Source organism: Variovorax durovernensis (genome assembly GCF_977011995.1).
Genome location: NZ_CDRNCW010000001.1, coordinates 1,393,749 through 1,414,325, shown reverse-complemented (window position 1 = coordinate 1,414,325; position 20,577 = coordinate 1,393,749). Strand labels below are relative to the sequence as shown.

At 63.4% G+C, this 20,577-nt stretch carries 26 protein-coding genes and 1 pseudogene; 20 read left to right on the top strand and 7 right to left on the bottom strand.

The window, feature by feature from the left end:
- The first annotated feature begins 76 nt into the window (after nt 1-76).
- The 8 genes from ACWV14_RS06675 (at nt 77) to ACWV14_RS06640 (ending at nt 7,380) form a co-directional block, all read left to right on the top strand.
- Nucleotides 77-1,273 carry a phage tail sheath protein gene (locus ACWV14_RS06675; protein WP_454907610.1) on the top strand — a complete coding sequence of 399 codons (1,197 nt, stop codon included), beginning with the start codon at nt 77-79 and terminating at the stop codon, nt 1,271-1,273.
- Nucleotides 1,274-1,309: 36 nt separating this feature from the next.
- On the top strand, nt 1,310-1,837 hold the full coding sequence (locus ACWV14_RS06670) for a phage major tail tube protein (RefSeq protein ID WP_454907611.1): 528 nt from the start codon (nt 1,310-1,312) through the stop codon (nt 1,835-1,837).
- Between the two features lie 53 nt (nt 1,838-1,890).
- Complete coding sequence (locus ACWV14_RS06665) at nt 1,891-2,220, top strand: phage tail assembly protein (RefSeq protein ID WP_454907612.1); 330 nt, start codon at nt 1,891-1,893, stop codon at nt 2,218-2,220.
- An 8-nt stretch (nt 2,221-2,228) separates the two neighbouring features.
- Nucleotides 2,229-2,354: a GpE family phage tail protein gene (locus ACWV14_RS06660; RefSeq protein ID WP_422086377.1), complete on the top strand. Its 126-nt coding sequence runs from the start codon at nt 2,229-2,231 to the stop codon at nt 2,352-2,354.
- Nucleotides 2,355-2,375: 21 nt separating this feature from the next.
- Nucleotides 2,376-5,039: a phage tail tape measure protein gene (locus ACWV14_RS06655; protein WP_454907613.1), complete on the top strand. Its 2,664-nt coding sequence runs from the start codon at nt 2,376-2,378 to the stop codon at nt 5,037-5,039.
- An 8-nt stretch (nt 5,040-5,047) separates the two neighbouring features.
- Nucleotides 5,048-5,539 carry a phage tail protein gene (locus ACWV14_RS06650; RefSeq protein ID WP_454907614.1) on the top strand — a complete coding sequence of 164 codons (492 nt, stop codon included), beginning with the start codon at nt 5,048-5,050 and terminating at the stop codon, nt 5,537-5,539.
- A gap of 7 nt (nt 5,540-5,546) precedes the next feature.
- Entirely contained in the window at nt 5,547-6,704 is a 1,158-nt protein-coding gene (locus ACWV14_RS06645; protein ID WP_454907615.1) for a contractile injection system protein, VgrG/Pvc8 family, read from the top strand.
- 256 nt (nt 6,705-6,960) lie between these two features.
- Nucleotides 6,961-7,380, top strand: coding sequence for a DUF5675 family protein (locus ACWV14_RS06640; RefSeq protein WP_454907616.1), 420 nt, complete (start codon nt 6,961-6,963; stop codon nt 7,378-7,380).
- A 273-nt stretch (nt 7,381-7,653) separates the two neighbouring features.
- On the opposite strand, the gene ACWV14_RS06635 is transcribed toward ACWV14_RS06640, so the two are convergent.
- The 5 genes and pseudogenes from ACWV14_RS06635 to ACWV14_RS06615 all read right to left on the bottom strand — a co-directional run.
- Nucleotides 7,654-9,075: a hypothetical protein gene (locus ACWV14_RS06635; protein ID WP_454907617.1), complete on the bottom strand. Its 1,422-nt coding sequence runs from the start codon at nt 9,073-9,075 to the stop codon at nt 7,654-7,656.
- The gene (locus tag ACWV14_RS06630) at nt 9,072-10,796 is read right to left on the bottom strand and encodes a VPA1262 family N-terminal domain-containing protein (protein WP_454907618.1); all 1,725 of its coding nucleotides are present in this window, start codon (nt 10,794-10,796) and stop codon (nt 9,072-9,074) included. Before ACWV14_RS06630 ends, ACWV14_RS06635 begins: the two co-directional genes overlap by 4 nt.
- Nucleotides 10,797-10,875: 79 nt before the next feature.
- Nucleotides 10,876-11,487 carry a hypothetical protein gene (locus ACWV14_RS06625; protein ID WP_454907619.1) on the bottom strand — a complete coding sequence of 204 codons (612 nt, stop codon included), beginning with the start codon at nt 11,485-11,487 and terminating at the stop codon, nt 10,876-10,878.
- Nucleotides 11,488-11,574: 87 nt separating this feature from the next.
- Complete coding sequence (locus tag ACWV14_RS06620; protein WP_454907856.1) at nt 11,575-11,736, bottom strand: hypothetical protein; 162 nt, start codon at nt 11,734-11,736, stop codon at nt 11,575-11,577.
- A 21-nt stretch (nt 11,737-11,757) separates the two neighbouring features.
- Nucleotides 11,758-11,916, bottom strand: a pseudogene (locus ACWV14_RS06615) (helix-turn-helix domain-containing protein); the annotation flags it as partial.
- Between the two features lie 158 nt (nt 11,917-12,074).
- On the opposite strand from ACWV14_RS06615, the gene ACWV14_RS06610 reads away from it, so the two are divergent.
- Entirely contained in the window at nt 12,075-12,224 is a 150-nt protein-coding gene (locus ACWV14_RS06610; protein WP_454907620.1) for a hypothetical protein, read from the top strand.
- A 48-nt stretch (nt 12,225-12,272) separates the two neighbouring features.
- A complete protein-coding gene (locus ACWV14_RS06605; protein ID WP_454907621.1) occupies nt 12,273-12,464 on the top strand; it encodes a hypothetical protein in 192 nt (63 codons plus the stop codon).
- 209 nt (nt 12,465-12,673) lie between these two features.
- Here the strand turns inward: ACWV14_RS06605 and ACWV14_RS06600 are convergent, their stop codons facing one another.
- Nucleotides 12,674-13,327 (bottom strand): hypothetical protein, encoded by a 654-nt coding sequence (locus ACWV14_RS06600; protein WP_454907622.1) that lies wholly within the window; start codon nt 13,325-13,327, stop codon nt 12,674-12,676.
- Here ACWV14_RS06600 and ACWV14_RS06595 point away from each other — a divergent pair.
- The 10 genes from ACWV14_RS06595 to ACWV14_RS06550 all read left to right on the top strand — a co-directional run bounded on the left by ACWV14_RS06595 (nt 13,327) and on the right by ACWV14_RS06550 (nt 19,210).
- Nucleotides 13,327-13,722: an ogr/Delta-like zinc finger family protein gene (locus tag ACWV14_RS06595; RefSeq protein ID WP_454907623.1), complete on the top strand. Its 396-nt coding sequence runs from the start codon at nt 13,327-13,329 to the stop codon at nt 13,720-13,722. The genes ACWV14_RS06600 and ACWV14_RS06595 overlap by 1 nt on opposite strands.
- A gap of 109 nt (nt 13,723-13,831) precedes the next feature.
- Entirely contained in the window at nt 13,832-14,446 is a 615-nt protein-coding gene (locus tag ACWV14_RS06590) for a hypothetical protein (RefSeq protein WP_454907624.1), read from the top strand.
- 4 nt (nt 14,447-14,450) lie between these two features.
- The gene (locus ACWV14_RS06585; protein ID WP_454907625.1) at nt 14,451-14,813 is read left to right on the top strand and encodes a hypothetical protein; all 363 of its coding nucleotides are present in this window, start codon (nt 14,451-14,453) and stop codon (nt 14,811-14,813) included.
- Between the two features lie 8 nt (nt 14,814-14,821).
- Nucleotides 14,822-16,951: a replication endonuclease gene (locus tag ACWV14_RS06580; RefSeq protein WP_454907626.1), complete on the top strand. Its 2,130-nt coding sequence runs from the start codon at nt 14,822-14,824 to the stop codon at nt 16,949-16,951.
- A 27-nt stretch (nt 16,952-16,978) separates the two neighbouring features.
- Entirely contained in the window at nt 16,979-17,254 is a 276-nt protein-coding gene (locus tag ACWV14_RS06575; RefSeq protein ID WP_454907627.1) for a hypothetical protein, read from the top strand.
- Nucleotides 17,251-17,418 carry a hypothetical protein gene (locus ACWV14_RS06570; protein WP_454907628.1) on the top strand — a complete coding sequence of 56 codons (168 nt, stop codon included), beginning with the start codon at nt 17,251-17,253 and terminating at the stop codon, nt 17,416-17,418. The genes ACWV14_RS06575 and ACWV14_RS06570 overlap by 4 nt, the downstream gene beginning before the upstream one ends.
- A gap of 250 nt (nt 17,419-17,668) precedes the next feature.
- Nucleotides 17,669-17,944 carry a hypothetical protein gene (locus ACWV14_RS06565; protein WP_454907629.1) on the top strand — a complete coding sequence of 92 codons (276 nt, stop codon included), beginning with the start codon at nt 17,669-17,671 and terminating at the stop codon, nt 17,942-17,944.
- A 29-nt stretch (nt 17,945-17,973) separates the two neighbouring features.
- Nucleotides 17,974-18,657: a DUF4406 domain-containing protein gene (locus tag ACWV14_RS06560; protein WP_454907630.1), complete on the top strand. Its 684-nt coding sequence runs from the start codon at nt 17,974-17,976 to the stop codon at nt 18,655-18,657.
- Nucleotides 18,658-18,714: 57 nt separating this feature from the next.
- Nucleotides 18,715-18,981, top strand: coding sequence for a hypothetical protein (locus ACWV14_RS06555; protein WP_454912690.1), 267 nt, complete (start codon nt 18,715-18,717; stop codon nt 18,979-18,981).
- A 10-nt stretch (nt 18,982-18,991) separates the two neighbouring features.
- Nucleotides 18,992-19,210: a helix-turn-helix transcriptional regulator gene (locus ACWV14_RS06550; RefSeq protein ID WP_454907632.1), complete on the top strand. Its 219-nt coding sequence runs from the start codon at nt 18,992-18,994 to the stop codon at nt 19,208-19,210.
- Here the strand turns inward: ACWV14_RS06550 and ACWV14_RS06545 are convergent.
- On the bottom strand, nt 19,207-20,445 hold the full coding sequence (locus ACWV14_RS06545; RefSeq protein ID WP_454907633.1) for a tyrosine-type recombinase/integrase: 1,239 nt from the start codon (nt 20,443-20,445) through the stop codon (nt 19,207-19,209). The genes ACWV14_RS06550 and ACWV14_RS06545 overlap by 4 nt on opposite strands.
- Between the last annotated feature and the right edge of the window lie 132 nt (nt 20,446-20,577).

Sequence of the window (20,577 nt, the reverse complement as noted above, 5' to 3'; positions counted from 1 at the left end):
TCGCTCTGCCCCCTCTCTCACCTCGCCTGTCACGTCCCCTTTCATACCGTCTTCATTCACGAATCAGGAACACAAAATGTCCACTGAATACCACCACGGCGTACGCGTTTTCGAAGTCGACGAAGGCGGTGCCACCATTCGCGTCGTCAGCACGGCCATCATCGGCCTAGTCGCCACGGCACCGCTCGCCGATCCCGAGGCATTCCCGCTCAACACACCGGTGCTGCTCACCAACCCCGGCGGCAGCGTCGGCAAGGCCGGCGCCAGCGGCACGCTGGCGAAGACGCTCAAGGCGATCTCCCGGCAGGCGCAAGCCGTGACCATCGTGGTACGCGTGGAACCCGGCGCAACCCAGGCCGAAACCACAAGCAACGTGATCGGCACCACCACCGCCAGCGGACAGAAAACCGGGCTGCAGGCGCTGCTCGCAGCACAGGGCCAGCTGGGCTATAAGCCGCGCATCATCGGTGCGCCCGACCTCGACACGGAACCCGTCGCGGTCGAACTCGGCGTGGTGGCCGAGCAGTTGAAGGGTTTCACCTACGTCGCGGCTCGCAAGGCCGACGGCATGGCCTATGCCACCACGAAGGAAGAGGCAACCGCCTACCGCGCCAAGTTCGGCAAGCGGGAAATCATGGTCATCTGGCCCAACTTCCTCGCATGGGACACCGTCGAGAACGAAATCGATACCGAACCCGCAACGGCCTACGCTCTGGGCTTGCGCGCCAAGCTCGACCAGCAGATCGGCTGGCACAAGACGCTATCGAACATCGTAGTGAACGGCCCTCAGGGCATCAGCGCAGACGTGTTCTTCGACCTGCAGAGCCCGAGCAGCGACACGACCTACCTCAACGCGCTCGAAGTCACGACCATCATCAATCGCAGCGGCTATCGCTTCTGGGGCAACCGCACCACCGAAGCGCAGGGAGGGAAGTTCTTCTTCGAGAACTACACCCGCACCGCCCAGGTGCTGGCCGACACCATGGCCGAGGCGCATTTCACGTTCGTGGACAAGCCCATGCACCCCACGCTCGTGAAGGACATGCTCGAAAACATCAACGCCAAGGGCAAAGACCTCGTGACGGGCGGCTACCTGATCGGCTTCGAGGCCTTCATCAATCCCGACCTCAACCCGAAAGAAGAACTCTTCGTCGGCCGCCTGCGCATCAGCTACCGCTACACGCCGGTGCCGCCGCTCGAAGACCTGGGCTTCCGCCAGACCATCACCGACGACTTTCTCGCCAACTTCGCCGCGGCCGTGCAGGCCGCCTGACCGGCGCCAACCCATCACGCATAGGAGCACACCACCATGGCACTGCCCAAGAAACTCAAGAACTTCGCCATGTTCGGCGACGGCGAAAGCTGGGTCGGCGAGATCCCCAGCGTCACCTTGCCCAAGATCACCAAGAAGACCGAGGAATACCGCGCAGGCGGCATGCATGGCCCGGTCGAGATCGACCTCGGCCACGAAAAGCTTGAGTTGGGCATCAAGGCCGGCGGCCTGAAGACCCAGCTCATCGCGATGCTCGGCTCTCAAACCGTCGGCGCCAACATCTTCCGTTTCGCCGGCGCCTATCAGGACGAAGCCACCGGCCAGGTCACCGCGGCCGAAGTCGTCATCCGCGGCCGCCTGCGCGAGTGGAACCCCAATGAAGCCAAAGCCGGCGAGGACAACGACCACGAGTTCACCATCGCCGCAAGCTACTACAAGCTGACCGTCAATGCCCAGGAGCTGCTGGAGATCGACGTGCCCGGCATGGTGTTCCGCGTCGGCGGCACCGACCAGTACGACGCCATCCGCGCCGCCATCGGCATGGCCTTTGCACCCGGCTTCTGACGCGCCCATCACCAACGCCCCTCGCCCCGTCCTTTCCTCACTGAGCCACGACCATGACCACCACCGCCCAACAGCCCGACACCAACACCGCCGCGCCCAGCACCATCACGCTCGACGCGCCCATCCAGCGCGGCACCACCACCATCGCCGAGATCACCCTGCGCAAGCCCAATGCGGGCGAACTGCGCGGCCTGTCGCTGCAGCGCCTGCACCAGGCCGACGCCGACGAACTGCTCAAGCTGCTGCCCCGCATCACCAGCCCGAGCCTGACGCCGCACGAGTGCGCGCAGCTCGACCCGGCCGACCTGTCCGAAGCGGGGGGCGTCGTCATCAGTTTTTTGCTGAAGAGGGCGGTTCGGGACGCGGTCTTGCAGAGCGTGTAGAGGACGCAATGGCGGATGTGGCGTTCGTCTTCCACTGGCGTCCGCAAGACATGAATGCCCTGTCGCTAGCCGAACTGATGGACTGGCGGGAGGCCGCCCGCAAGCGCTACGCGCCCAGCAAGCACGACGACTGACAGCAACACCACCCAACCGACATGGCAACCGCGCTCACCCTCAAGTTCATCCTGGCCGGTGCCACCAAGGCGGTCAATGAACTCAAGCCGCTCGATGCCCAGAGCAAGGCCACCGCCGCCAGCCTGAAACAATCGCGCGACGCCCTCAAGCTGCTCAACGGCCAGCTCGCCCAGGTCGACGGCATCCGCAAGTACCAGGCGGAGCTGGCAAAGCAGGGCAACAGCCTGAAGGTTCTGCGCACCAACCTCGACAGCGTCACCCGTACCTACGGCGCCAACAGCGACCAGGCCCGCGCGCTGCAGGCCCAGGTCGACCGCGCGACCGCCGCCTACGACAAGCAACGCCATGCGCTCGTGCAGCTGCGCACCGCGGCCACCGCAAGCGGCATCGGCAAGCTGTCGGCCGACCAGCAGCGCCTGAAGTCGGAGATTGCCTCCACGAATGGCGCCATCGCCCAGCAGAAAGCGCGGCTTGAGGCCCTGGCCAATGCCGGCGGCAGAAAGGCGCAGCTGCGCCAGGGCTTCGACCGATCGCGCGCTACGGCTGGTCATCTGGCAATGGCCGGTGCCGGCGGCGCGGGCGCCGCCTTCGGGGTGAAACGGGCAGTGACGGAGCCTCTGCACCAGGTGCGGGAGTACGAGACCACGACGGCGCGCATCGAATCGCTGGGCCTCGGAAAGGAAGAGTCCGCGAAAGCCATCGAGTACGCGAAGCGGATGAAGACCTACGGCACCAGCATGAATGACAACCTCGGGCTGATGCTGGATGCGACCACAGCCTTTGCCGATGTTCACCACGCCGAAATGGTGATGCCGGCGATGGCGAAGATGAAGTTTGCGAATAGGGCCATGTTCGGCGAGGAACAAGGCGGCGACAACGAACGCAAGTTCATGGACATGCTCAAGGTCATCGAGGCACGCAACGGCTTGAGCAGCAAAGAAGAGTTCACCAAGCAGGCTGACATGGTTCAGCGCGTCATCACCGCCACCGGCGGGCGTGTGGACTCCACGCAATGGCTGGACTTCGTCAAGCGGGGCGGCATTGCAGCCAAGGGCCTGTCGAGCGAGGCCATGTACTACCAGCTTGAGCCCATCGTCCAGATCATGGGCGGTGCCAGCGCCGGCGTGGCGACCATGTCCGCCTACCAGAATCTCTACCAAGGCAGAACCACCAAGCGCGCTGCGCAGAACCTGCAAAAGTTCGGCCTCATCGGCGACGAATCGAAGGTCAAGCACGACAAGGCCGGGCAAGTCTCCTTCCTCGACCCTGGCGCGCTGAAGGGCAGCGACCTCTTCCGCACCAACCAGTTCGAATGGATGGAGAAAGTGCTGTTGCCGGCACTGGCCGCCAAGGGCGTCACCAGCGAAGACCAGGTGAACGATGCCATTGGCTCCATCTTCAGCAATAGAACGGCATCGAGCCTGTTCTCTCAGATGTTCATGATGAGAGACCAGATCCACAAGAACGCGAAACTCAACGCCGGCGCCTTCGGCATCGACGAACTGGACGCCAGAGCAAGGAACAGCCTGAGCGGCAAGGAACTCGACGCACAGGCGCGCTTCAACGACGCCATGCAACAGGCCGGCCGAGCCCTGCTCCCAACCTACATCAGCCTGCTCAACACCGCAGGCAGCGCGCTCCAGCGCATCACGCAGTTCGCCCAGGAAAACCCCGTGCTCGCGTCTTACATCGGCAAGGCCGTGCTGTGGATCGGCTTGCTGGCCGCAGGCTTCGGCGCGCTGAGCCTGGGCGCGGCCGCAATGCTGGGCCCGTTCGCAGTCGTGCGCTACGGCCTGGGCCTGTTCGGCGTCAACGCTGCAGTGCTCTCGCCAGTGCTCACCGTGTTCACGCGCGTGATTGGCTTCGCTGCGACCGCCGTTCTGTGGCTTGGCCGTGCGCTGCTCATGAACCCTATCGGCCTGATCATCACTGGCATCGCCACAGCGGCATTCCTGATCTACAAGTACTGGGGGCCGATCAGCGGCTTTTTCTCGGGCGTGTGGGATCGCTCGAAAGCGGCCTTCGCCACCTTCTGGCAATACCTCGGCGGATCCATGCCTGCGGCGCTCGCCACCGTCGGCGCGGCGATCCTCAACTGGTCGCCCATGGGCCTCTTCTATCAGGCCTTCGCGTCCGTCATGCAGTGGTTCGGCATCGACATGCCCGCGAAGTTCACGACCTTCGGCAGCCAGATGATGCAGGGCCTGGCGAACGGCATCACCGGCGCGCTGGGCGCGGTGCAGGACGCAATCAACGGCGCAGCAGACTCCACGCTCGGCTGGTTCAAGGAAAAGCTGGGCATCCGCAGCCCCTCGCGCGTGTTCATGGCGGCCGGCGGCGACATCGTCGAAGGCGCCGCCCTCGGCATCGACCGCAGCCTGCCCATGCTGCGCGCCGCGGCGCTGGGCCTGGCGGGCGCAACCACCGTTGGCATGCCAGCCATGGCCGGCGCCTTCCCACTCGCGCCCGGCAGCTTCGACACCCGCCCACCCCTTGCCGCTGCGCCTGCCGGCCGCACCGGTGGTGGCGTGGTCGTGCAAGGCGACACCATCACCATCCACATCAATGCGGCGCCCGGCGCAGATGCCCAGGCGCTGGCCCGCGCCATCCGCATGGAGCTGGACAAGCGCGACGCCGACAAGCGCGCCCGTGCGCGCGGCGCCTTCATCGACTACGACAACTGATCGCCGCCATGCTTTGCCTGGGCCTCTTCGTCTTTTCGCTCGACACCCTGAGCTATCAGGAACTGCAGCGCCGCAGCAGCTGGAAGCATGCCTCGCAGGCGCTCGTGGGCGCGCGCAACGCCACGCAGTACCTGGGGCCGGGCGACGACATCATCACGCTCAATGGCACTGTGGTGCCCGAGTTCGCGGGCATCCCTGCCAGCCTGACGGTGCTGCGCCTCATGGCCGATCAAGGGGCCGCGTGGGTGCTCGTCGAAGGCACCGGCACCATCTACGGCGCCTTCGTCATCACCGAGCTGCAGGAGACAAAGACCCTGTTCTACGTCGACGGCGAGCCGCGCCGCATCGAGTTCACTCTCACCCTGCAGCGCGTCGACCAGGACGCGCAGGAAACGGCCGAGCAGCTCATGGCCGACAGCATGGGCGACCTGGGCGCCTTGCTGCAGGATGCGGCGGACAACATGGGCCAGTCGCTGGGCGTTGGCGCCAGCGTGAATTGAATTGACCATGTCCGACGTAGAAGCCATCGCCGACACGCTGCCGACGGTCACCGTCAGCGCCAGCGACCGCGGCATCAGGCGGGCCGCCGCGCACCTCACGCCCATCTGGCGCATCACCGTCAACGGCGCGAACGTGTCGGAGCGCATCCGCCCGCGCTTCGTGCGCCTCACCATCACCGACGACAGGCAGAACGACTCCGACGAGATCGAACTGGTCGTGAGCGACCATGACGGCGCCGTCGCGCTGCCCGACAGCGGCGACACGGTCGAGGTGTCCATCGGCTGGCTCGCCGAGCCAAACGCGGCGCCCTATCGCCAGTTCACGACCGAAGAAATGGGCTTCCCCGTCGGGCTGGTGGAGAAAGGCAAATACACAGTGCAGGCGGTCGAGCACTCCGGTACGCCGGACGAGATCACCATTCGCGCCCGTGCAGCCAATCTGCTCGACAGCCTGAGGTCATTGCGCGACCAGTCTTGGCACGACACCACCGTCGGTGCCATCGTCCAGAGCGTTGCCAAGCGCAACAGCATCGAGGCCACCGTCGCCAAGGAAGTCGCGACACGCAAGGTCAAGCACGCCGACCAGCTCGGCGAGTCGGATGCGTCGTTCCTGCGCCGGCTCGCGCAGACCTACGACTGCCTCTGCACCGTCAAGAACGGCAAACTGTTGTTTAGCCAGGCGCGCTCCGCGCGCACGGCCAGCGGCAAGGTTCTGGCGCCCGTCGTGGTCACGCGGCAAGACGGCGACCGGCACCGCTGGAGCCGCGCCGACCGCGACGCTTACAGCGGCGTGAAGGCTTGGTGGAACAACATCAAGACCGGCCACCGCAGCAGCGTGATCGCCGGCATCAGCGGCCGAGCGAAGGAACTGCGCACCACCTACGCCAGCAAGGAAGACGCGCTAGCCGCGGCGCGCGCCGAATGGCTGCGCATTCAGCGCGGGATCTTTGACTTCGAGATCACCCTCGCCTACGGCCGCGCAGACATCACACCCCAGCGCCCGGCGCGCGTCGTGGGCTTCAAACGGCAGATCGACGAGACGCCTTGGATCGTCAGCAGCGTGCGCCACACGCTCGACGGCAGCGGATATGTGAGTCACCTTACGCTGGAGACCGAGCAGGCCGAAGGCGTGGAAGGTCAAGAGGGCGCGAGCCTAGGCGAGTGACACGCACGTACGCTGCGGCCAATATAGCGCTGCCAATTCACGCCAAGGCCGACGGGCAGCGTTGGCGGAAAAAACAGGATTGCGAAACACCTGACTAGCCGCACCGTCTCCCGCGGGTCCTAATATGTTTTGGGGATGTCATGCCACGCACACCGAGGGTATGTCGGAGTGCTGCTCTAAAAGCTCAGCCGCAAATTGATCTTCGGCACCTGCCGCAAGAATCAGCAACACCTCTCATACACCGTTACGGAAGTAGATGGAAATGAACATTCAATTAAATCGACAGTCACAGCGCGCTGACGGCATATTTGGAAGTTTGTATGTTTCTGACGCTCCATTTTGCGTAACGCTAGAACACGCGTTCGCCGACTCCTACGGAGGCTACTGGCCAGCGGTTCCCAAAGGAAACTACACCTGCGTGTTAGGTAGCCATCAACTGGCTCATTACAACCAAGGGCGTGCCTTTCAGAGCTATGAAGTTCAAAGCGTTCCTGGCCATCGGGGGATAATTTTTCATCCGGGCAATCACAACGCCGATTCCAAGGGCTGCATTTTTTTGGGCCTTGGTGTGCATACTCACTCGTCAACTTGGTCTGTTACCCATTCGCAGGAAGCATTCGAGCGCTTCTTGGCGCTCTTGTCGGGTAGCTCTGCGTTTTATTTGTCTGTCACGTGACTCCTAGGAAGTCTTGTAGAAGATCGACGAGGCGCCTTGTATCGTCACCAGCGTGCGTCACACGCTCGACAACAGTGGCTATGTGAGTCAACTCACGCTAGAGACCGAACAGGCTGAAGGCGTTGAGGGACAAGAGGGTGCCAACGCAAACTCTTGACGAGTCAATTCGGCGGCCGGCACCGGGGACAGGAGGCTTCGCCGAGCCTGCGTCACAGCAGCGAAACTTCCAGAAGACGGCACCGTTGCAATGCGAGAACCCCCCCTTACAGCAGCTCAAAATATGTTTACATCGTGGTAGTGATACCTTGTTCGGGCGTAAGGGTCTGCATCCGGCTGTATGTCGGGTGGGAGCGCTTCGCTGCTGCTCCCGTTTGCAATCGCCAACCCGTGCTGCACAAGGCGCAGGCGGGATTGCAGCCTACATCTCTCGGTCACCAATTCTGTTGCAGAGTTAAACCATTGCTCTTCCAAGGTGTCGATGGCTTCGAGAAGATTGCGTTCCTCAGTTAAGCGCTGCTCGTCAGGCAGTGATGCAAAGTACATGGCGACAGGAAAATCCAAGGCAGACGCGACAGGAGCAAACATTGCCCAATCTTTTTCCAGCTTGCCGTAGTTCCATTCAGACCACACTCGGTAAGCGGAGGCCCACCTCAACGCCGCTTCCGCTTTGTCGCCCGAATTGGCGAACGGTATAAGCATGTTGGCGACAGGCGCAGCTGCTCTACGCGAGGATTTCAACGAGAGCGCCTTGAAGAACAATGTCCAGTGCTCTGCAGATACCTTTGGAAGTACCTCCGCCAAGGCGTCATTCAAGATGGAATTTCTTGTTGGATACCTGAACAGCGCTCTCATCCATGCGGCCCAAGCCGAAACCGAGGATTGGCCAACCTGAACCAGTACCGCCTCAAGGTTGCTCTGCGGGCTCTGATTTGAGGCAGTGGACAGGTTCTGCTCCAGATGGGCAACGCTGACAAATTTGAAGACCAAGTTATTGACCCTAGATGCAAGTACTAGGGCCTGGGATTCAAGTATGGTGCAAATAGCGAGCGAGAAGGGAATGTCATTTCGCTCATCGATGATGGCAGCAAGCACTGCCGGGTCCGAGTTGTAGACGATGACCACCGCCGCCCACAGATCTGGAGCAGGGAAGATAAGTAACTGCGCGACCATGTCACCCAATTTCTCGAAGTTGCCCTCGCTGGCGACGGACTCGATTTGCCGCCGCAACTCTGGCGACCGCCGAAAACCGGGACCTAGATCTGGTTTGGCACTCTCTAAGATGCGCCGCAGTCCCTCAGTTAGCTGATTCGATCCTAGCTGAGCGGACACGCTTGCGAGCCCAGCTAAGTTTGCGTCTAGGGCTGTGACGGCAGCGAGCAATGCGCCTAGTTTGACGAGAGAACCTTCCTCAGTGGAACTCCAGTTCCGAAGTGAATTCAGCATCCAGCGTATTGCGGTCTCCCACGCTGCGGAAGCAGCGGCATCAGGGGGTCTTCCCAATGCAAGCATGGCACTTAGGAACGGGAACTCGTTCGCGGTGCTATTCCCGATAAGCTCGGCGTCAAACGTACGCGCCGCAGAGTCCGTACTCAGTTGGGTAAGCAACTGACCCAAGGCTACCGGAACAACGGAGCTCCCCGGTTTCAAGGCCGCTTGGAAGCGTGCCTGAGCAAGGCTCATTGCTATTGGATTCATGGAGTGCTCCATACGAGATAGTCGCGGCCGCTCAGTTCATCCCATAGATCCAGAAACGCCTGTCGGATCAGTTCTCCATCGGCGACCTTTTGAAGAATGTGGTGCTTCTGTCCGAAGCTGTTGACCGATGTTCCGAGAGACCAAGCTTTCGCCGGTCCTGATGAGGAAGGAAAAATTAGGAAGCGGTCGTGGAACGGCCAACCGGCGCTGCCTTCACGTACTCGAAACTCCAAACGCAGGTCTTTGCAGTTGCCCTTCGACTTCTCAAAGGTTTCAAGCTGCTTATCCTTCCAAGACAGCTTTGGGAGTGGCACTGATTCTGACTTAAGCCCTATCCAGCCTGCACAGGGTCGACTACGAATCCAACTTTCCACTCTTTGGCAAATAGAGTTCTCGTGGCGAGCGCCTTCTTTGCCCTTTGCAATAGGCGGCTCCATCGCGGCGGTCAGTGCCCTCAAATCAGACCCCTTGTGCGGGCAGTAGAAGAGCGTAGTAATGACGTCCCTGGCGTCGAGGTAGGGGTCCCACAGCCACGCTCCAGTCTCGCCGTGCATTCGAAGCAGCGCGTGAATGTCTGTGAGCGCGTCGTGCGCGCCCGCACCAGAGTTACCGCCATACTGGATGAACTCTTTCCTTTCCCGCAGGCTTTTTAGGCTATCTCTGAAGATTCTGTTCTCTCGCCAGGGCTCACGAGGGTTCGAAGTGGGCGTGCCGATGATGTTGGGGGCCCGTACTTCAATGAGCGGAATAGCCACTGACTCCGACGTTCCATTTGCGGAAAGGATAGAGAAATCACGGGTCTCGGTGCTCTCCCTCAAGGCTTGAACGTTCAGGCCGATACTCGTGACGAACGCAGTTTGTGCGGAGGCTCCGAGCACTAACCTGTGCTGGTCGTCCCACAGTACGTACCGAGCTCCACCTCCCGGTAAGTGAAGTGGGAAAACCACCTGTGAGTTGATGGCGTCTTCGGAGCCATATCCTTCGACCGTTGTGTCTTCATACTTTTCGCATGAAACTCGTAGCGGCCTTGCGGTCGCACCTTTACGCCAGATCGGCTGCACAACAAAATCCCCGTTCTGGGACCCGGACACGCTTGCTGTCAGAACGGTTATCGGCAATTGAATTAGTACATTCCCAAGCCGATCAGACAAACCATCAATGGCAAATTTTGCAAATTGGGTGACCTTCTCCGCCAATTCTTTCAGTAGCTTCGGCTCGGCCAGCAGAAATTGCACTTCCGTTTTCTGGCCGTCAACAAGCTCAAGGACGTGAGAGCCATCCCAAAAGTTGTTTTTGAGCACACCGTTCCATGGATGCCGTTCCCACGTATCAGCTGGAACCAACTGCGGGGGTAGTGGTGTAAGCAGTCCGACTCTCAACGCTGAGCCGCCAAGTTTCCACTCGCCAACCGTGTCGAGATCGTTCAGCGCTTGCAAAACTCTTTGCGTAGACACCCTGTAGCGCGCGATGCCAAATTTCCACGGAGTGCCACGCAACTCAATCGGCTTTTTCCCATTGAGTAGCACCGGGCGTGATCCTGGGTCCTTTGGTGGGGCGCTTGGCTCCGCTACCAGTAGGCTCATGAAGTTCGTTACTTGGCCAGGCCTATCCGGGTGGAATCCAAATACTTCCGTCACCTCGAAGCTGTTGTAGGTGCCGATTACGCCTGGCACCAACAGTTTCTGTAGATAGCTAAGGTGTTCTGTAACAGTCCAAGACATTTATGCCGACCTCCCTCGGCGGTGCTTCAAGGGACCCATTGAGCACTCCAAATTGCAAGCGCAATTCGAGCGCGCCGCATCACTTCGGAGCGTTAACTTGCAGGCCCAGTGCCTTGAGAAAGGCCGGGTCCACACCCTTGCTGCTTCGCCCTTGACCAAGAGTCATCTGCATCGGCTTTGACCAGCCCCAACCCACCAACTCTTTCGCCACCAAGTCGTTGAGGGTCTGCACGCCGATCACATCGCGTGCGACCTTCTCGGCCTCGGCGCGAGTCATGCGAACTTGGACCGCCTTGTCCTTCAGTACCTTCTCGGTCGACCCCTTGTCGCTAAAGGTCTGCAGCACGGGCATCGCGGTGACGGTCACCTCGTTTGCCTTCGTGTGGATGAACATGCGGAAGATCCCATAGGCCAACACCTCGGCCGTCTTCTCCACCATCACCGTCGGTGAAATCCGAACCGTGGCGGCTTCGACCTCGGCCTTGATCTGAACGCTCAGCGGCGACTGCTTCAGGATCTTCACCTGGCCCAGCTCGACGCTGTAGTCGCCCAGCTCGTCGAATGCCTTCTCCGCGTTCGAGAAGACAGGAGGCGCGGCCGTTTTGCCCAGTGTCGAGACCTGGGCCACAACGGGGCCGGCACCCAAAGACAAGCCGCAGGCTAGCGCCAGCGCCAATAGAACACGTCGCATCGATCCTCCTATTCCACCGCTTCTGTCGCGGCGTCCCTCATCGTCATGAACGCCCAACGAATGAGCGTGCCGAGCACCATTCCCCACTTACCCGTTGGCTGCCTTCGGTTGCGCGAGCGCATCAAGAACGCTGCGCGCCGCGGCGCGTCCTTTTTCATCTGCAGCGTTGTAGTTGTCCAAGAGTGCAGCCTCTTCTGGCGTCAGTGTTCTAGCGGCGGCGGAACGAGCACCAAAGAGCACATAGCTCACGTCGACTCCTGCCTCCGCCAGCCGCATGAGCACCCCAGCGCCGGGTTCCACAAGCCCGCGCTCATACCGACTCAGCATCGCTCTCTGAACGCCAACAAGCTCGGCTAGACCCTGTTGGGAATGGCCGAGACGGTCGCGCTCCTGACGCAGCCTGTCGCCGCAATGAGCATCAAAAGACACATTAACCCCTTGACTCCGAGCCTTTTAATGCTCAGAATCCGCCGCACACACACACATTAAACCGTTCGGATATTAAACGCATGGCCAGTCACGCCCGACGCCCTGGACGCCCTTCGCTTCCGCCTGAAAAACGGCTCGTCAACGAGGTGCCCATCGCAATGCGCCTACCCCCTGCCGAGCACCAGCGGACGCACGCCTACGCCACCGGCGAAGGCCGCTCGGTCGCCAACTTCGCGCGCCGCGTCTACCTGATTGGCCTGGCGCAGTACGAGGCCGAGCTGAAACGCAGCGGCACTGCCACCGCCTGACCCCGCAACACCAGTCACACCACTCCTTTGCCCGAAGGACTCTCGACGATGTACCCCGATCCCAAGCGCGTGCGCGACAACCGCATAACCATCCGGCTCGACGACTATGAAGCTGAGCTCGTGCGAGCCATGGCCAATTACCAGGGCGAACAACTCACGACCATGCTGCGCCAACTCGCCATGCGCGAGGCTGGCCGCTTGCTCGGTCTGGGAGCCGCGAAGGAAGGGGAACAAGCATGACACCCGCAGTTATCCACCAGCGTGCGCCAGCCCCAACCCCTGAAATGTTCGCATTTGGCATCGGCGAGATTAGCTCTCGAATTCGGGTCTCATACCAAGGCGAATCGCGTTGGTTGAACGGCCCCGCAGGTCCTTGCATGAGCGCCTCGGAAGCCGACCTCATTAAGGCGTGGATGGGAGACATTCGCGGCAGGACCGAAGCTGCTGCATCAGGGGCAGCATTCCGCTGGGCCAGAAGATCGAGCGAAGACGCTGCTGAGCCCGCGATAAAGGCCCATTTTGCCGAACCACGCATCGCGGAAACCCAGGGAGCGAAAGACGGTGTCCGCCGTCACGACGCCGTTGAGCCCCTCAACACCAATGACCCTGTAGACCTTGCCCTCGGCGTTGCAAATGCCAAGCATGTACCCGGGACCGGAGTAGCGATTGAGCTTCTTTTTGAGGGTGACGAGCAATTCCTCGTCTTCGGGCAATGGCGGTACGCCGTCGATGAGCTTCGTATACATGGCTTCCTCCCTGTCGATGATGTTGTACGCATCCATTTCCTCATGAAAGCCGCCGCGGTGATAAAGGCGCGCTGGAATTGGACACAAACGACAGTGTCGCGGTTTGCCCGAAACATTGACAGCCGCGCATAAGCGGCTGAACGGCTGACTTTCGGCAGACGGAAAAAAATGAACTCTCTTCGCGTTGACTTCACGCCTGCCGAACGGCAGACGCTTGAACGCGTGCGTGAGCAACAGGGCCTGGCCACCATCCAACAAGCGGCAGAGTGGCTGGTAAAGACCGGCTTGCGCCGAACGATGGGCGGTGCCATCGGGCGCCGTCGAGTCCTGCGCATCGTCAAGGGAGGAGGATCGCAATGACCGCGTGCCAGCACGACCAAGCGGCCGACGCCAACAACCGCTATATGCGCATCACCATCGACTGCCCGCACTGCGGCAGCCGCTGCGTGGCATGCGACAGCCGCGCGATGAGCAAGACCATGCGCGAGATCACCTACCGCTGCCGCAACTGGCAGTGCGGGTTCACGGGTGTGGCAACGCTGGAGTTCCAGCGCGTGCTGGTGCTGTCCAGCATCCCGGCAGCTGACGTTTCGCTGCCGCTCTCGCGTCACATCCGCCGCGGCCAGTTGGCCCTGCAGCTGGCGGACGAAGGCAACGTCGCCGACGACGAAGCCGCCTACGTGGCGAACCTGCACACACCCACCAACGACTGGGGCACCGGCAGCGCCATGCCGGCAGCCCCGCCGGACTGATCTAGTCCCCGCGCCCACCGGCGCACCCACCACCGCCCAGCCACCGCCACGCGCCTTTTTCAAGGCGTGCGGCCCTTCTCACGCCTTTTTCAGCACAGGAGCCGAAGTCATGTCCCTCACCGCCCGCCGCTACACCGCCAAGTCCGCCCAACGCATCGAAGTTCCGAAGGTGTCGAAGCTCTCCCGCGACGACGCCGCACGTCTTCCGCTGCTGGACCGCGTGCTGCTGGAAGAGCACCAGCGCCACGCGGCGCGGCTGGCTTCGGTGCGCTGCGTGGCGGAGAAGCTGGCCGCGCTCGACGGCATCGTCGTCGCCGCGCAGGCCGCAGGCGCGTACATCGATATCGAGGCCGTGCGCGAGAGCTATCTGAGCTACCGCCTGCCCGGCGGCCGTCGTGTGTGTGGCGTGGTGCTGAGACCCTGCGACACCCTGTCGAGCTGGCGCGATGCCCGCTCGCAGAACGCGGTGGCCGATGCGCTGCTGGCCGAGGGCTGGCGCGTGCAGGCCGCAGAGGCGCACGGCTCGGAGCTGTCGCGCGATCGCCTCGTCTTCACCCGCGGCATGCGGACCGTGGAGACAACCTGTTTGCGGCAGTGGGTCATCGACACCATCGAGTCCGGTCACATCACTGCCGCCACGTCGGGCCGCCACCCGGCAACAGACACCGGCACCCCATTGAACGCCGGCAACGCAGGGGCCGCCCGCGCCGCGTGCGAACCCTGAACGCATGCCCCGCGCAGAACCACCTGAACACCCCGAATTTCACGGCCCGCCCAAGCCCACCACCCGCATCGTCGATGGCAAACCCAATCCGTTCTATGCAGCTCACGCGCAGCGAATCGCGCAGCTTCGCGAGGTGTGCGTCGTCGGCGTTTTCGGCCGCCGCAGGGAGTTGCTCGAAGAGGCGGAATGGAGAGCACTGCCGCTCATGCTGCGCTTCTTCGTGCTCACCGAGGCCGGGCTCTCCGACCCTGATGGCGCGCTGCAGCGCAGTTGGCGCGAGTACCCCGAAGCCGAGCGCCACGCCATCCGCGCCACGCTGCGCGGGTGGATCCGCGAGCTGTGCTCGCTCGGAAATCTGACGCTGTAGGCATCGCAATGCGTCTTGTCGAAACCCGCCACGCCAAGCCAGATCCGATCTTCTGGATGCGCCGCCGCTCCAGCCTGCCGCTGGCGCAACACGTGGCCCAGGTCGCGCGCAGCATGGATGCGCGGATGCGCTCCGAGCTGCCCGCCCAGTGGGTGCCGGCGTTCGACATCATCATGCCGCTCAAGCCATCGGTGGCGGCGATTGGCGCGGACTGGATCAGCTGGAACCTGGCGCGCGTCGATGCCATGCGCGCCTTCGAGCACGCGCACAATGACATCCTGCATTGGGCCGTTGGCGACGCTGAGGTTTGCGCGCGCGCCCGCCGCTGCGCCCGCACTGTCGACGACTTGCTCAACGGGCACCCGCTGCCCATGAGCGCGCAAGACAAGCTCGACACGGTGCTCGACTACTGCGAGCGCCTGGGCGTCGACCGGCCGGGGGCAAAGACAACCGAGGGACTGCTCGGCCGTGCCGTCAGCGAACAGTGGTGGCGCAGAGCCTTGCGCCGCAAAGTGGCGCGCATCGTCGAGCACGCGGCGATCAAGCTGGCTGTGGTGCATCACCGCAATGGCGGCTATGCAAGCGATGACGCTTGTCGTCGACGCGTCGACCAGAACAAGCGAAACGTCGATCTGCTGTCGCACGTGAAGATGCGCAACGAAGCCGGCCAGGTCTACAGCCTCGCCGAGCTGGCCGCGCTGACCACCAGCAATCGGGATATCCGCCGCGGCGAGCTGATGACGCGCATTCGCGGCTGCGAGCAATTCGCCGACGCCAACGAGCACCACGGCCTCTTCCTGACGCTCACATGCCCGAGCCGCTTTCATGCCGTGCTGTCGGGCGGAAAGTCGCGTTGGGCCAAGCCCACGCCCAACAGCAAGTACGAGGGCGCCACGCCGCGCGATGCGCAGCAGTGGCTGTGCAGCATGTGGGCCAAGGCCCGCGCCAAGATGGCGCGCCGGGGCGTCGTGGCCTACGGCTTCCGCGTGGCCGAGCCGCATCACGATGGCTGCCCGCACTGGCATGCCCTGCTGTGGTTCCAAACGCCCGAGCAGGCGCAGCAGGCCAAAGAGATCATCAGCGGGTACTGGCTCAGCGATGCGGGCGACGAGCCCGGCGCGGTGCGCAACCGTTGCAAGTTCATCGCGATGACTCGCGGCGGCGCCGCCGGCTACGTCGCGAAGTACGTGGCGAAGAACATCGGCGCAGAGGACGGCGGCGACGCCGGTGTCGGCCAGCACACCGACACCATCGAGGGCTTCGAGCACGTCATGGACACGCGCGAGTTCAAGGGCTGGCAGCGCGTCGACGCGTGGGCCAGCACCTGGGGCATCCGCCAGTTCCAACCCATCGGCCAGCCCAGCGTGACGGTGTGGCGCGAAATGCGCCGCGTCACGAAAGACCAGATCGACCGCGCGCAGCTGCGCCTCGACTTCGGCGACGCTGCTGCCGTGAAGGCATGGTGGGCGTGCCACAAGCAGGGGCTGATTCAAGCGTCGTGGGAAGGCTACGTGCGCGCCCAGGGCGGCATGTGCCGCAAGCGTCACGACTGGATGCTGCGCACCGCGGTGCGCGTCACCGAGGGCGCCACCAACTGCTACGGCGAGACCATCGACCGCAAGGCGGTGGTGGGCGTGGAAACGCGCGCGGGTTACTGGCTCGTGAGCCGCCGACAGGCGTGGACTTCCTGCGCCGGCGAAGCCGCGCAGGACAAGGCGCAGCGCGAAGCGCTGGGCCGCCCTTGGACTCGTTTCAATAACTGTACGGCCCGCCTCACGCGTGAGCCGCTGCGTCAGCTCATGCAGGGTGATCGGCCATGGGCCAAGCCCTTCGACACGGCCGAAATCCTGCCGCTGGAGCCCATCCGGGCGCCCCGAGCCGCCGCAAGGCCGCCGACAACACCACCGGAAGCGCCGATCAACGTCATCGACGGGGAACGCACGTCCTTCCGCATGCCCGATCCGGCCATCGCGGCAGCCGCTGCGTTGATCCGCCAAGCCGAAGTGCGCCCGGCCGCGCCCGCCGCACCGGTGCCTCGCGCCATCGATGACGCCACGTCGCCCGAGTTCGCCGCCTTGATCGCTCGCGTCAAGGCATCCGCCCCCCGCCTGCGCGCCCTTGCGGCGGCGGGCCACTGATCCACCACCAACCGGAGCCGCACCACCATGCCACGCACCACCACAGCCGCGGTCGTACAGATCGCGCAACACAAGCCCTATGCGCCGCCGCTGGCGCACAAGGTGCACATCACCGCGCCCTACCTGCCGGCCTGCGCCACCGACGTGCGCGCCACCATCGAGCGCGTGCGCGGGCTGGTCGAAGCCCAGTCCGCAGGCCGGCGCAAGCCGCGCCGCGCCAGTGTGCAGCCGATCCAGCAGGCCGACATGTTCCCGTCCACCGTCGTGTGCCTCGCGGCCGTGCAGCAGCGGAGGGCGGCATGAACGCGCACCGCCTGAACCACCACGACATTCGGGCCGTGAAGTCCTTCGAGGACCGCGCCAAGCGCAAGGCCAGGAATAAGCGTCTCGCTCTGCGCGTGGCGCTGTTCGGGTGGGCACTGGTCCCGTTGATTGCTGCAGGCCTGTTCGAGGGACTGCTGCGATGAGCGCAGCGCAGCACATGCCGGGGCCGGTAGCTCAGCTGAGCGCAGTGCTACCGCTCGCCTCGAACTTCCGCGCCTGCCAGCTGTGCGCGCACTCCACAGCCAGGGGCGGACGGCTGCTGTGCGACAGCCCGGCTGTGCGCTTGACCGGCCGGCCCGAAGCGCTCGATGCCGCCCGCTCGCCGAACGGGAGCTGCGGCCCGAACGCGCGGCACCTCGACATGCCTGGCTGGCACTGATGGCCAAAGCCGCGATGGTCCGCGCTACAGAGCCCACAGAGCAGCAGCTGCGCGATGCGTGCGAACGCATGGCGCGCCGCTTCCGGTGGGCCGACAGCTTCGAGACGGTGATGCAGGACGCCCGCCGCAGTCGCCTCGTGCGCCTTGCGGTCACGCATCCAAGCGCTGCCGGATTCGCGGCAGCGCGCGCACCTCGCCCCTCGGCGCGCCTCCTTCGACAGCCGCCGGCTGCCGGTGCGCCCCTCATCGACCGAAAGCGCGCCGCAGCAGGCGAACGCGCCGACGACTGACCACCCAACCTTCAAACGAGCCCTGAACCATGACCAACAAACTTGCGCCCGCCCCCACCGAGATCGGCATCGCGCAGCACTATCACCTGAGCGTTACGCACACCTTCACGGCCGCGCAACGCGTCTACATTGCCGGCCCGATGACGGGCTATGCCGAGCTGAATTTCCCCGCCTTTCACGCCGAAACCGCGGCACTGCGCGCGGCAGGCCTCGAAGTCATCAACCCCGCCGAGATCAACGTTGATCCCACCGCCGGCTGGAGCGCGTGCATGCGCGCCGACATCGCGCAGCTTGTGACCTGTGATCGCATCCACCTGCTGCCTGGCTGGTCGCGCAGCAAAGGCGCTTCGCTGGAACACCACATTGGCCGCGCGCTGGGCCTGCTGGTCACCTTGGCCGAAGGCGCCGAAAGCATGCCCGAGCACTTCAGCTTCGCGGGCAGCGCAGACGCGTTCGTCAGCCAGTTCCTCAACCGCGCAGTGCAGGCCGCCGATGAGTCCCGCAGCTGGGCTTCGGCAGCCGTGACAAGTGTCAGCCACGAAGCGGCTCTCGCCATCTGCGAGAAGGTCGCGAACTACCACCAGACGCAACTGAAGGCTGTGCTCGGTGCGCATGGCTACCACACAGCAGTCACGCAGGCCCACGGATACCAGTACCTCGGCGCACGTCGCTGCATCGAAGCGATCCGCGCAGCTGCTCGCGCGGAGGGCTGAACGATGCCCGGAAAGTCTCTGAGATCTCTCAAGCTCTGCCCGCTCGCGCAGCACGTAGTGAAGATGCTGGCCGAGTCCAGCCGCCCAGGCCATGGCCCGACGTATGCCATCGGCAAGGCGCACGATCTGCATGCCCGCCCCACGCATGACGTGCTTGTGTGGGTCAGTCACAACCTCGACAGCTGGAATCGCGGCGAACTCGCCGACATGCTGAAGGCTTCGTCCGGCCGCAACGTCGACACCGCAGACCTAGCGGCGGCTGCGAGGGTCGAAAAAGCGCTCGGCTCGCTGCCGACTCTCGACCTGCGGGATCTGCTGTCATGAGGGCTGCAGCATGACCACGAGCTGTGCGCCGCTGATCTATCGTAAAAGCACCGTACTCGCGAAGTTCGGCATTTCTGAAACCACCTTGCGCCGCTGGATGTGCAGCGAGAAATTTCCACGCCCGCGGCAACTCGGCCCGCGTGCCGTTGGCTGGGTCGCGGTCGAGGTCGACAACTGGCTCGAACAACGGCCGGTGGCGGCCTCAACTAGCTCGGACGGCGGCGACTAGGCCTTCTGGCGCTTCCGCTTGGGCGGGGGCGCCGGCAGGCAGTAGTCGGCCCAGTCTTGCATCATTGCGAGGCGCTTGGCGAGCATGTCGCCGCGGCGGTAGGCCGCTTCGACCTTGCTCTCGATTGCATGGGCCAGCGCCATTTCGGCCATCTCGGGCGGATAGTGGGTGTGCTCAGCTGCCCAGTCCCTGAAGGTTGACCGGAGCCCGTGCGGCACACAGACCCTGCCAGCAGCATCAAGAAAGTTCAGCCGCCGCATGCACGCAGTCAGCGACATGTCCGAGAGCGGTTGCATCTTCCGGCCGGGAAACACCAAGTCGCATTCCTCGTAGCGGGGCATGGACCGGAGTAGCTCAATGGCCTGCCGGGACAGCGGCACCCGGTGCGGCCTCTTTCCCTTCATGCGCTCGGCTGGCACTTCCCACTGCCCGGCATCAAGGTCGAACTCAGACCAGCGCGCCCCCCGGATCTCGCCTGACCTTCCTGCGGTAAGTACCTGAAAAAGGAGGGCCTGAGCGCTCACTCCTTCGATGCCGCGGATTGCCGCAACCGCTGCAGCCACTTTCGCGACCGGCACGGCCGGGTGATGCTTGACCTTCGCGATCTTCTCTGGCTTGGGCAGCAACTTGTCGAGGTGGCCCCGCCAGGCGGCCGGGTTCTCCCCTTGGCGATGGCCGCGCGTCTTCGCCCAATCGAGTACCTGCTCTATCCGGCCGCGCAGCCGACTGGCTGTTTCGGTCTTGGTGCGCCAGATCGGATCGAGCACACGCAACACCTCGTCCTGGCCAATAGCCGAAACGTCGAGCTGCCCAATCACCGGCTCGGCGTAAGTCTCCAGTGTGTTTTCCCACTGCTGCCGGTGCTTCGGGTTACGCCATTCAGACTCTTTGACCGCGATGAAGCGCTCGCATGCAACCTTGAAAGTAAGCGCCCGAGCTTGGGAGGCCACAGCGGCTTTTTTGAGGGCGTCGCGCGCTTCGATGGGGTCTACCCCTTCATCGAGCAGCTTGTGCGCCTCCCGCGCTCGTTCTCGGGCCTGCGCGAGCGGCACAGCCGGGAAGCTGCCAAGGCCCATGCGTCGCCGTCGTGCTCCGAACTTGAAGCGAAGGATCCACGAGCGCGAACCTTCGATGATCTGGAGATACAGGCCGGGGATGCCGCCGACGTTGTGATCGCCTTCTTCCTTCAGGCGCCCCACCTCCATCGCAGACAGTTCACGAGATCGCTTGGGCATTGCTTCCTACCGGCCATCCAACAGGCCATCCCCGAAGCACTTTCACGGCGTGTTACGGCTGCTTGGGGCGGCCAAGTATAGGCACTCTCCCAATGAAAAACGCGCCCTGAGGCGCGTTTCGGCATGTTGAAA

Bases quoted from the DNA above. Each gene is read 5' to 3' on its own strand.
- ACWV14_RS06675 (WP_454907610.1), top strand. From the start codon at position 77: ATGTCCACTGAATACCACCACGGCGTACGCGTTTTCGAAGTCGACGAA.
- ACWV14_RS06670 (WP_454907611.1), top strand. From the start codon at position 1,310: ATGGCACTGCCCAAGAAACTCAAGAACTTCGCCATGTTCGGCGACGGC.
- ACWV14_RS06665 (WP_454907612.1), top strand. From the start codon at position 1,891: ATGACCACCACCGCCCAACAGCCCGACACCAACACCGCCGCGCCCAGC.
- ACWV14_RS06660 (WP_422086377.1), top strand. From the start codon at position 2,229: ATGGCGGATGTGGCGTTCGTCTTCCACTGGCGTCCGCAAGACATGAAT.
- ACWV14_RS06655 (WP_454907613.1), top strand. From the start codon at position 2,376: ATGGCAACCGCGCTCACCCTCAAGTTCATCCTGGCCGGTGCCACCAAG.
- ACWV14_RS06650 (WP_454907614.1), top strand. From the start codon at position 5,048: ATGCTTTGCCTGGGCCTCTTCGTCTTTTCGCTCGACACCCTGAGCTAT.
- ACWV14_RS06645 (WP_454907615.1), top strand. From the start codon at position 5,547: ATGTCCGACGTAGAAGCCATCGCCGACACGCTGCCGACGGTCACCGTC.
- ACWV14_RS06640 (WP_454907616.1), top strand. From the start codon at position 6,961: ATGGAAATGAACATTCAATTAAATCGACAGTCACAGCGCGCTGACGGC.
- ACWV14_RS06635 (WP_454907617.1), bottom strand. From the start codon at position 9,075: ATGAATCCAATAGCAATGAGCCTTGCTCAGGCACGCTTCCAAGCGGCC.
- ACWV14_RS06630 (WP_454907618.1), bottom strand. From the start codon at position 10,796: ATGTCTTGGACTGTTACAGAACACCTTAGCTATCTACAGAAACTGTTG.
- ACWV14_RS06625 (WP_454907619.1), bottom strand. From the start codon at position 11,487: ATGCGACGTGTTCTATTGGCGCTGGCGCTAGCCTGCGGCTTGTCTTTG.
- ACWV14_RS06610 (WP_454907620.1), top strand. From the start codon at position 12,075: ATGCGCCTACCCCCTGCCGAGCACCAGCGGACGCACGCCTACGCCACC.
- ACWV14_RS06605 (WP_454907621.1), top strand. From the start codon at position 12,273: ATGTACCCCGATCCCAAGCGCGTGCGCGACAACCGCATAACCATCCGG.
- ACWV14_RS06595 (WP_454907623.1), top strand. From the start codon at position 13,327: ATGACCGCGTGCCAGCACGACCAAGCGGCCGACGCCAACAACCGCTAT.
- ACWV14_RS06590 (WP_454907624.1), top strand. From the start codon at position 13,832: ATGTCCCTCACCGCCCGCCGCTACACCGCCAAGTCCGCCCAACGCATC.
- ACWV14_RS06585 (WP_454907625.1), top strand. From the start codon at position 14,451: ATGCCCCGCGCAGAACCACCTGAACACCCCGAATTTCACGGCCCGCCC.
- ACWV14_RS06580 (WP_454907626.1), top strand. From the start codon at position 14,822: ATGCGTCTTGTCGAAACCCGCCACGCCAAGCCAGATCCGATCTTCTGG.
- ACWV14_RS06575 (WP_454907627.1), top strand. From the start codon at position 16,979: ATGCCACGCACCACCACAGCCGCGGTCGTACAGATCGCGCAACACAAG.
- ACWV14_RS06570 (WP_454907628.1), top strand. From the start codon at position 17,251: ATGAACGCGCACCGCCTGAACCACCACGACATTCGGGCCGTGAAGTCC.
- ACWV14_RS06565 (WP_454907629.1), top strand. From the start codon at position 17,669: ATGGTCCGCGCTACAGAGCCCACAGAGCAGCAGCTGCGCGATGCGTGC.
- ACWV14_RS06560 (WP_454907630.1), top strand. From the start codon at position 17,974: ATGACCAACAAACTTGCGCCCGCCCCCACCGAGATCGGCATCGCGCAG.
- ACWV14_RS06550 (WP_454907632.1), top strand. From the start codon at position 18,992: ATGACCACGAGCTGTGCGCCGCTGATCTATCGTAAAAGCACCGTACTC.
- ACWV14_RS06545 (WP_454907633.1), bottom strand. From the start codon at position 20,445: ATGCCCAAGCGATCTCGTGAACTGTCTGCGATGGAGGTGGGGCGCCTG.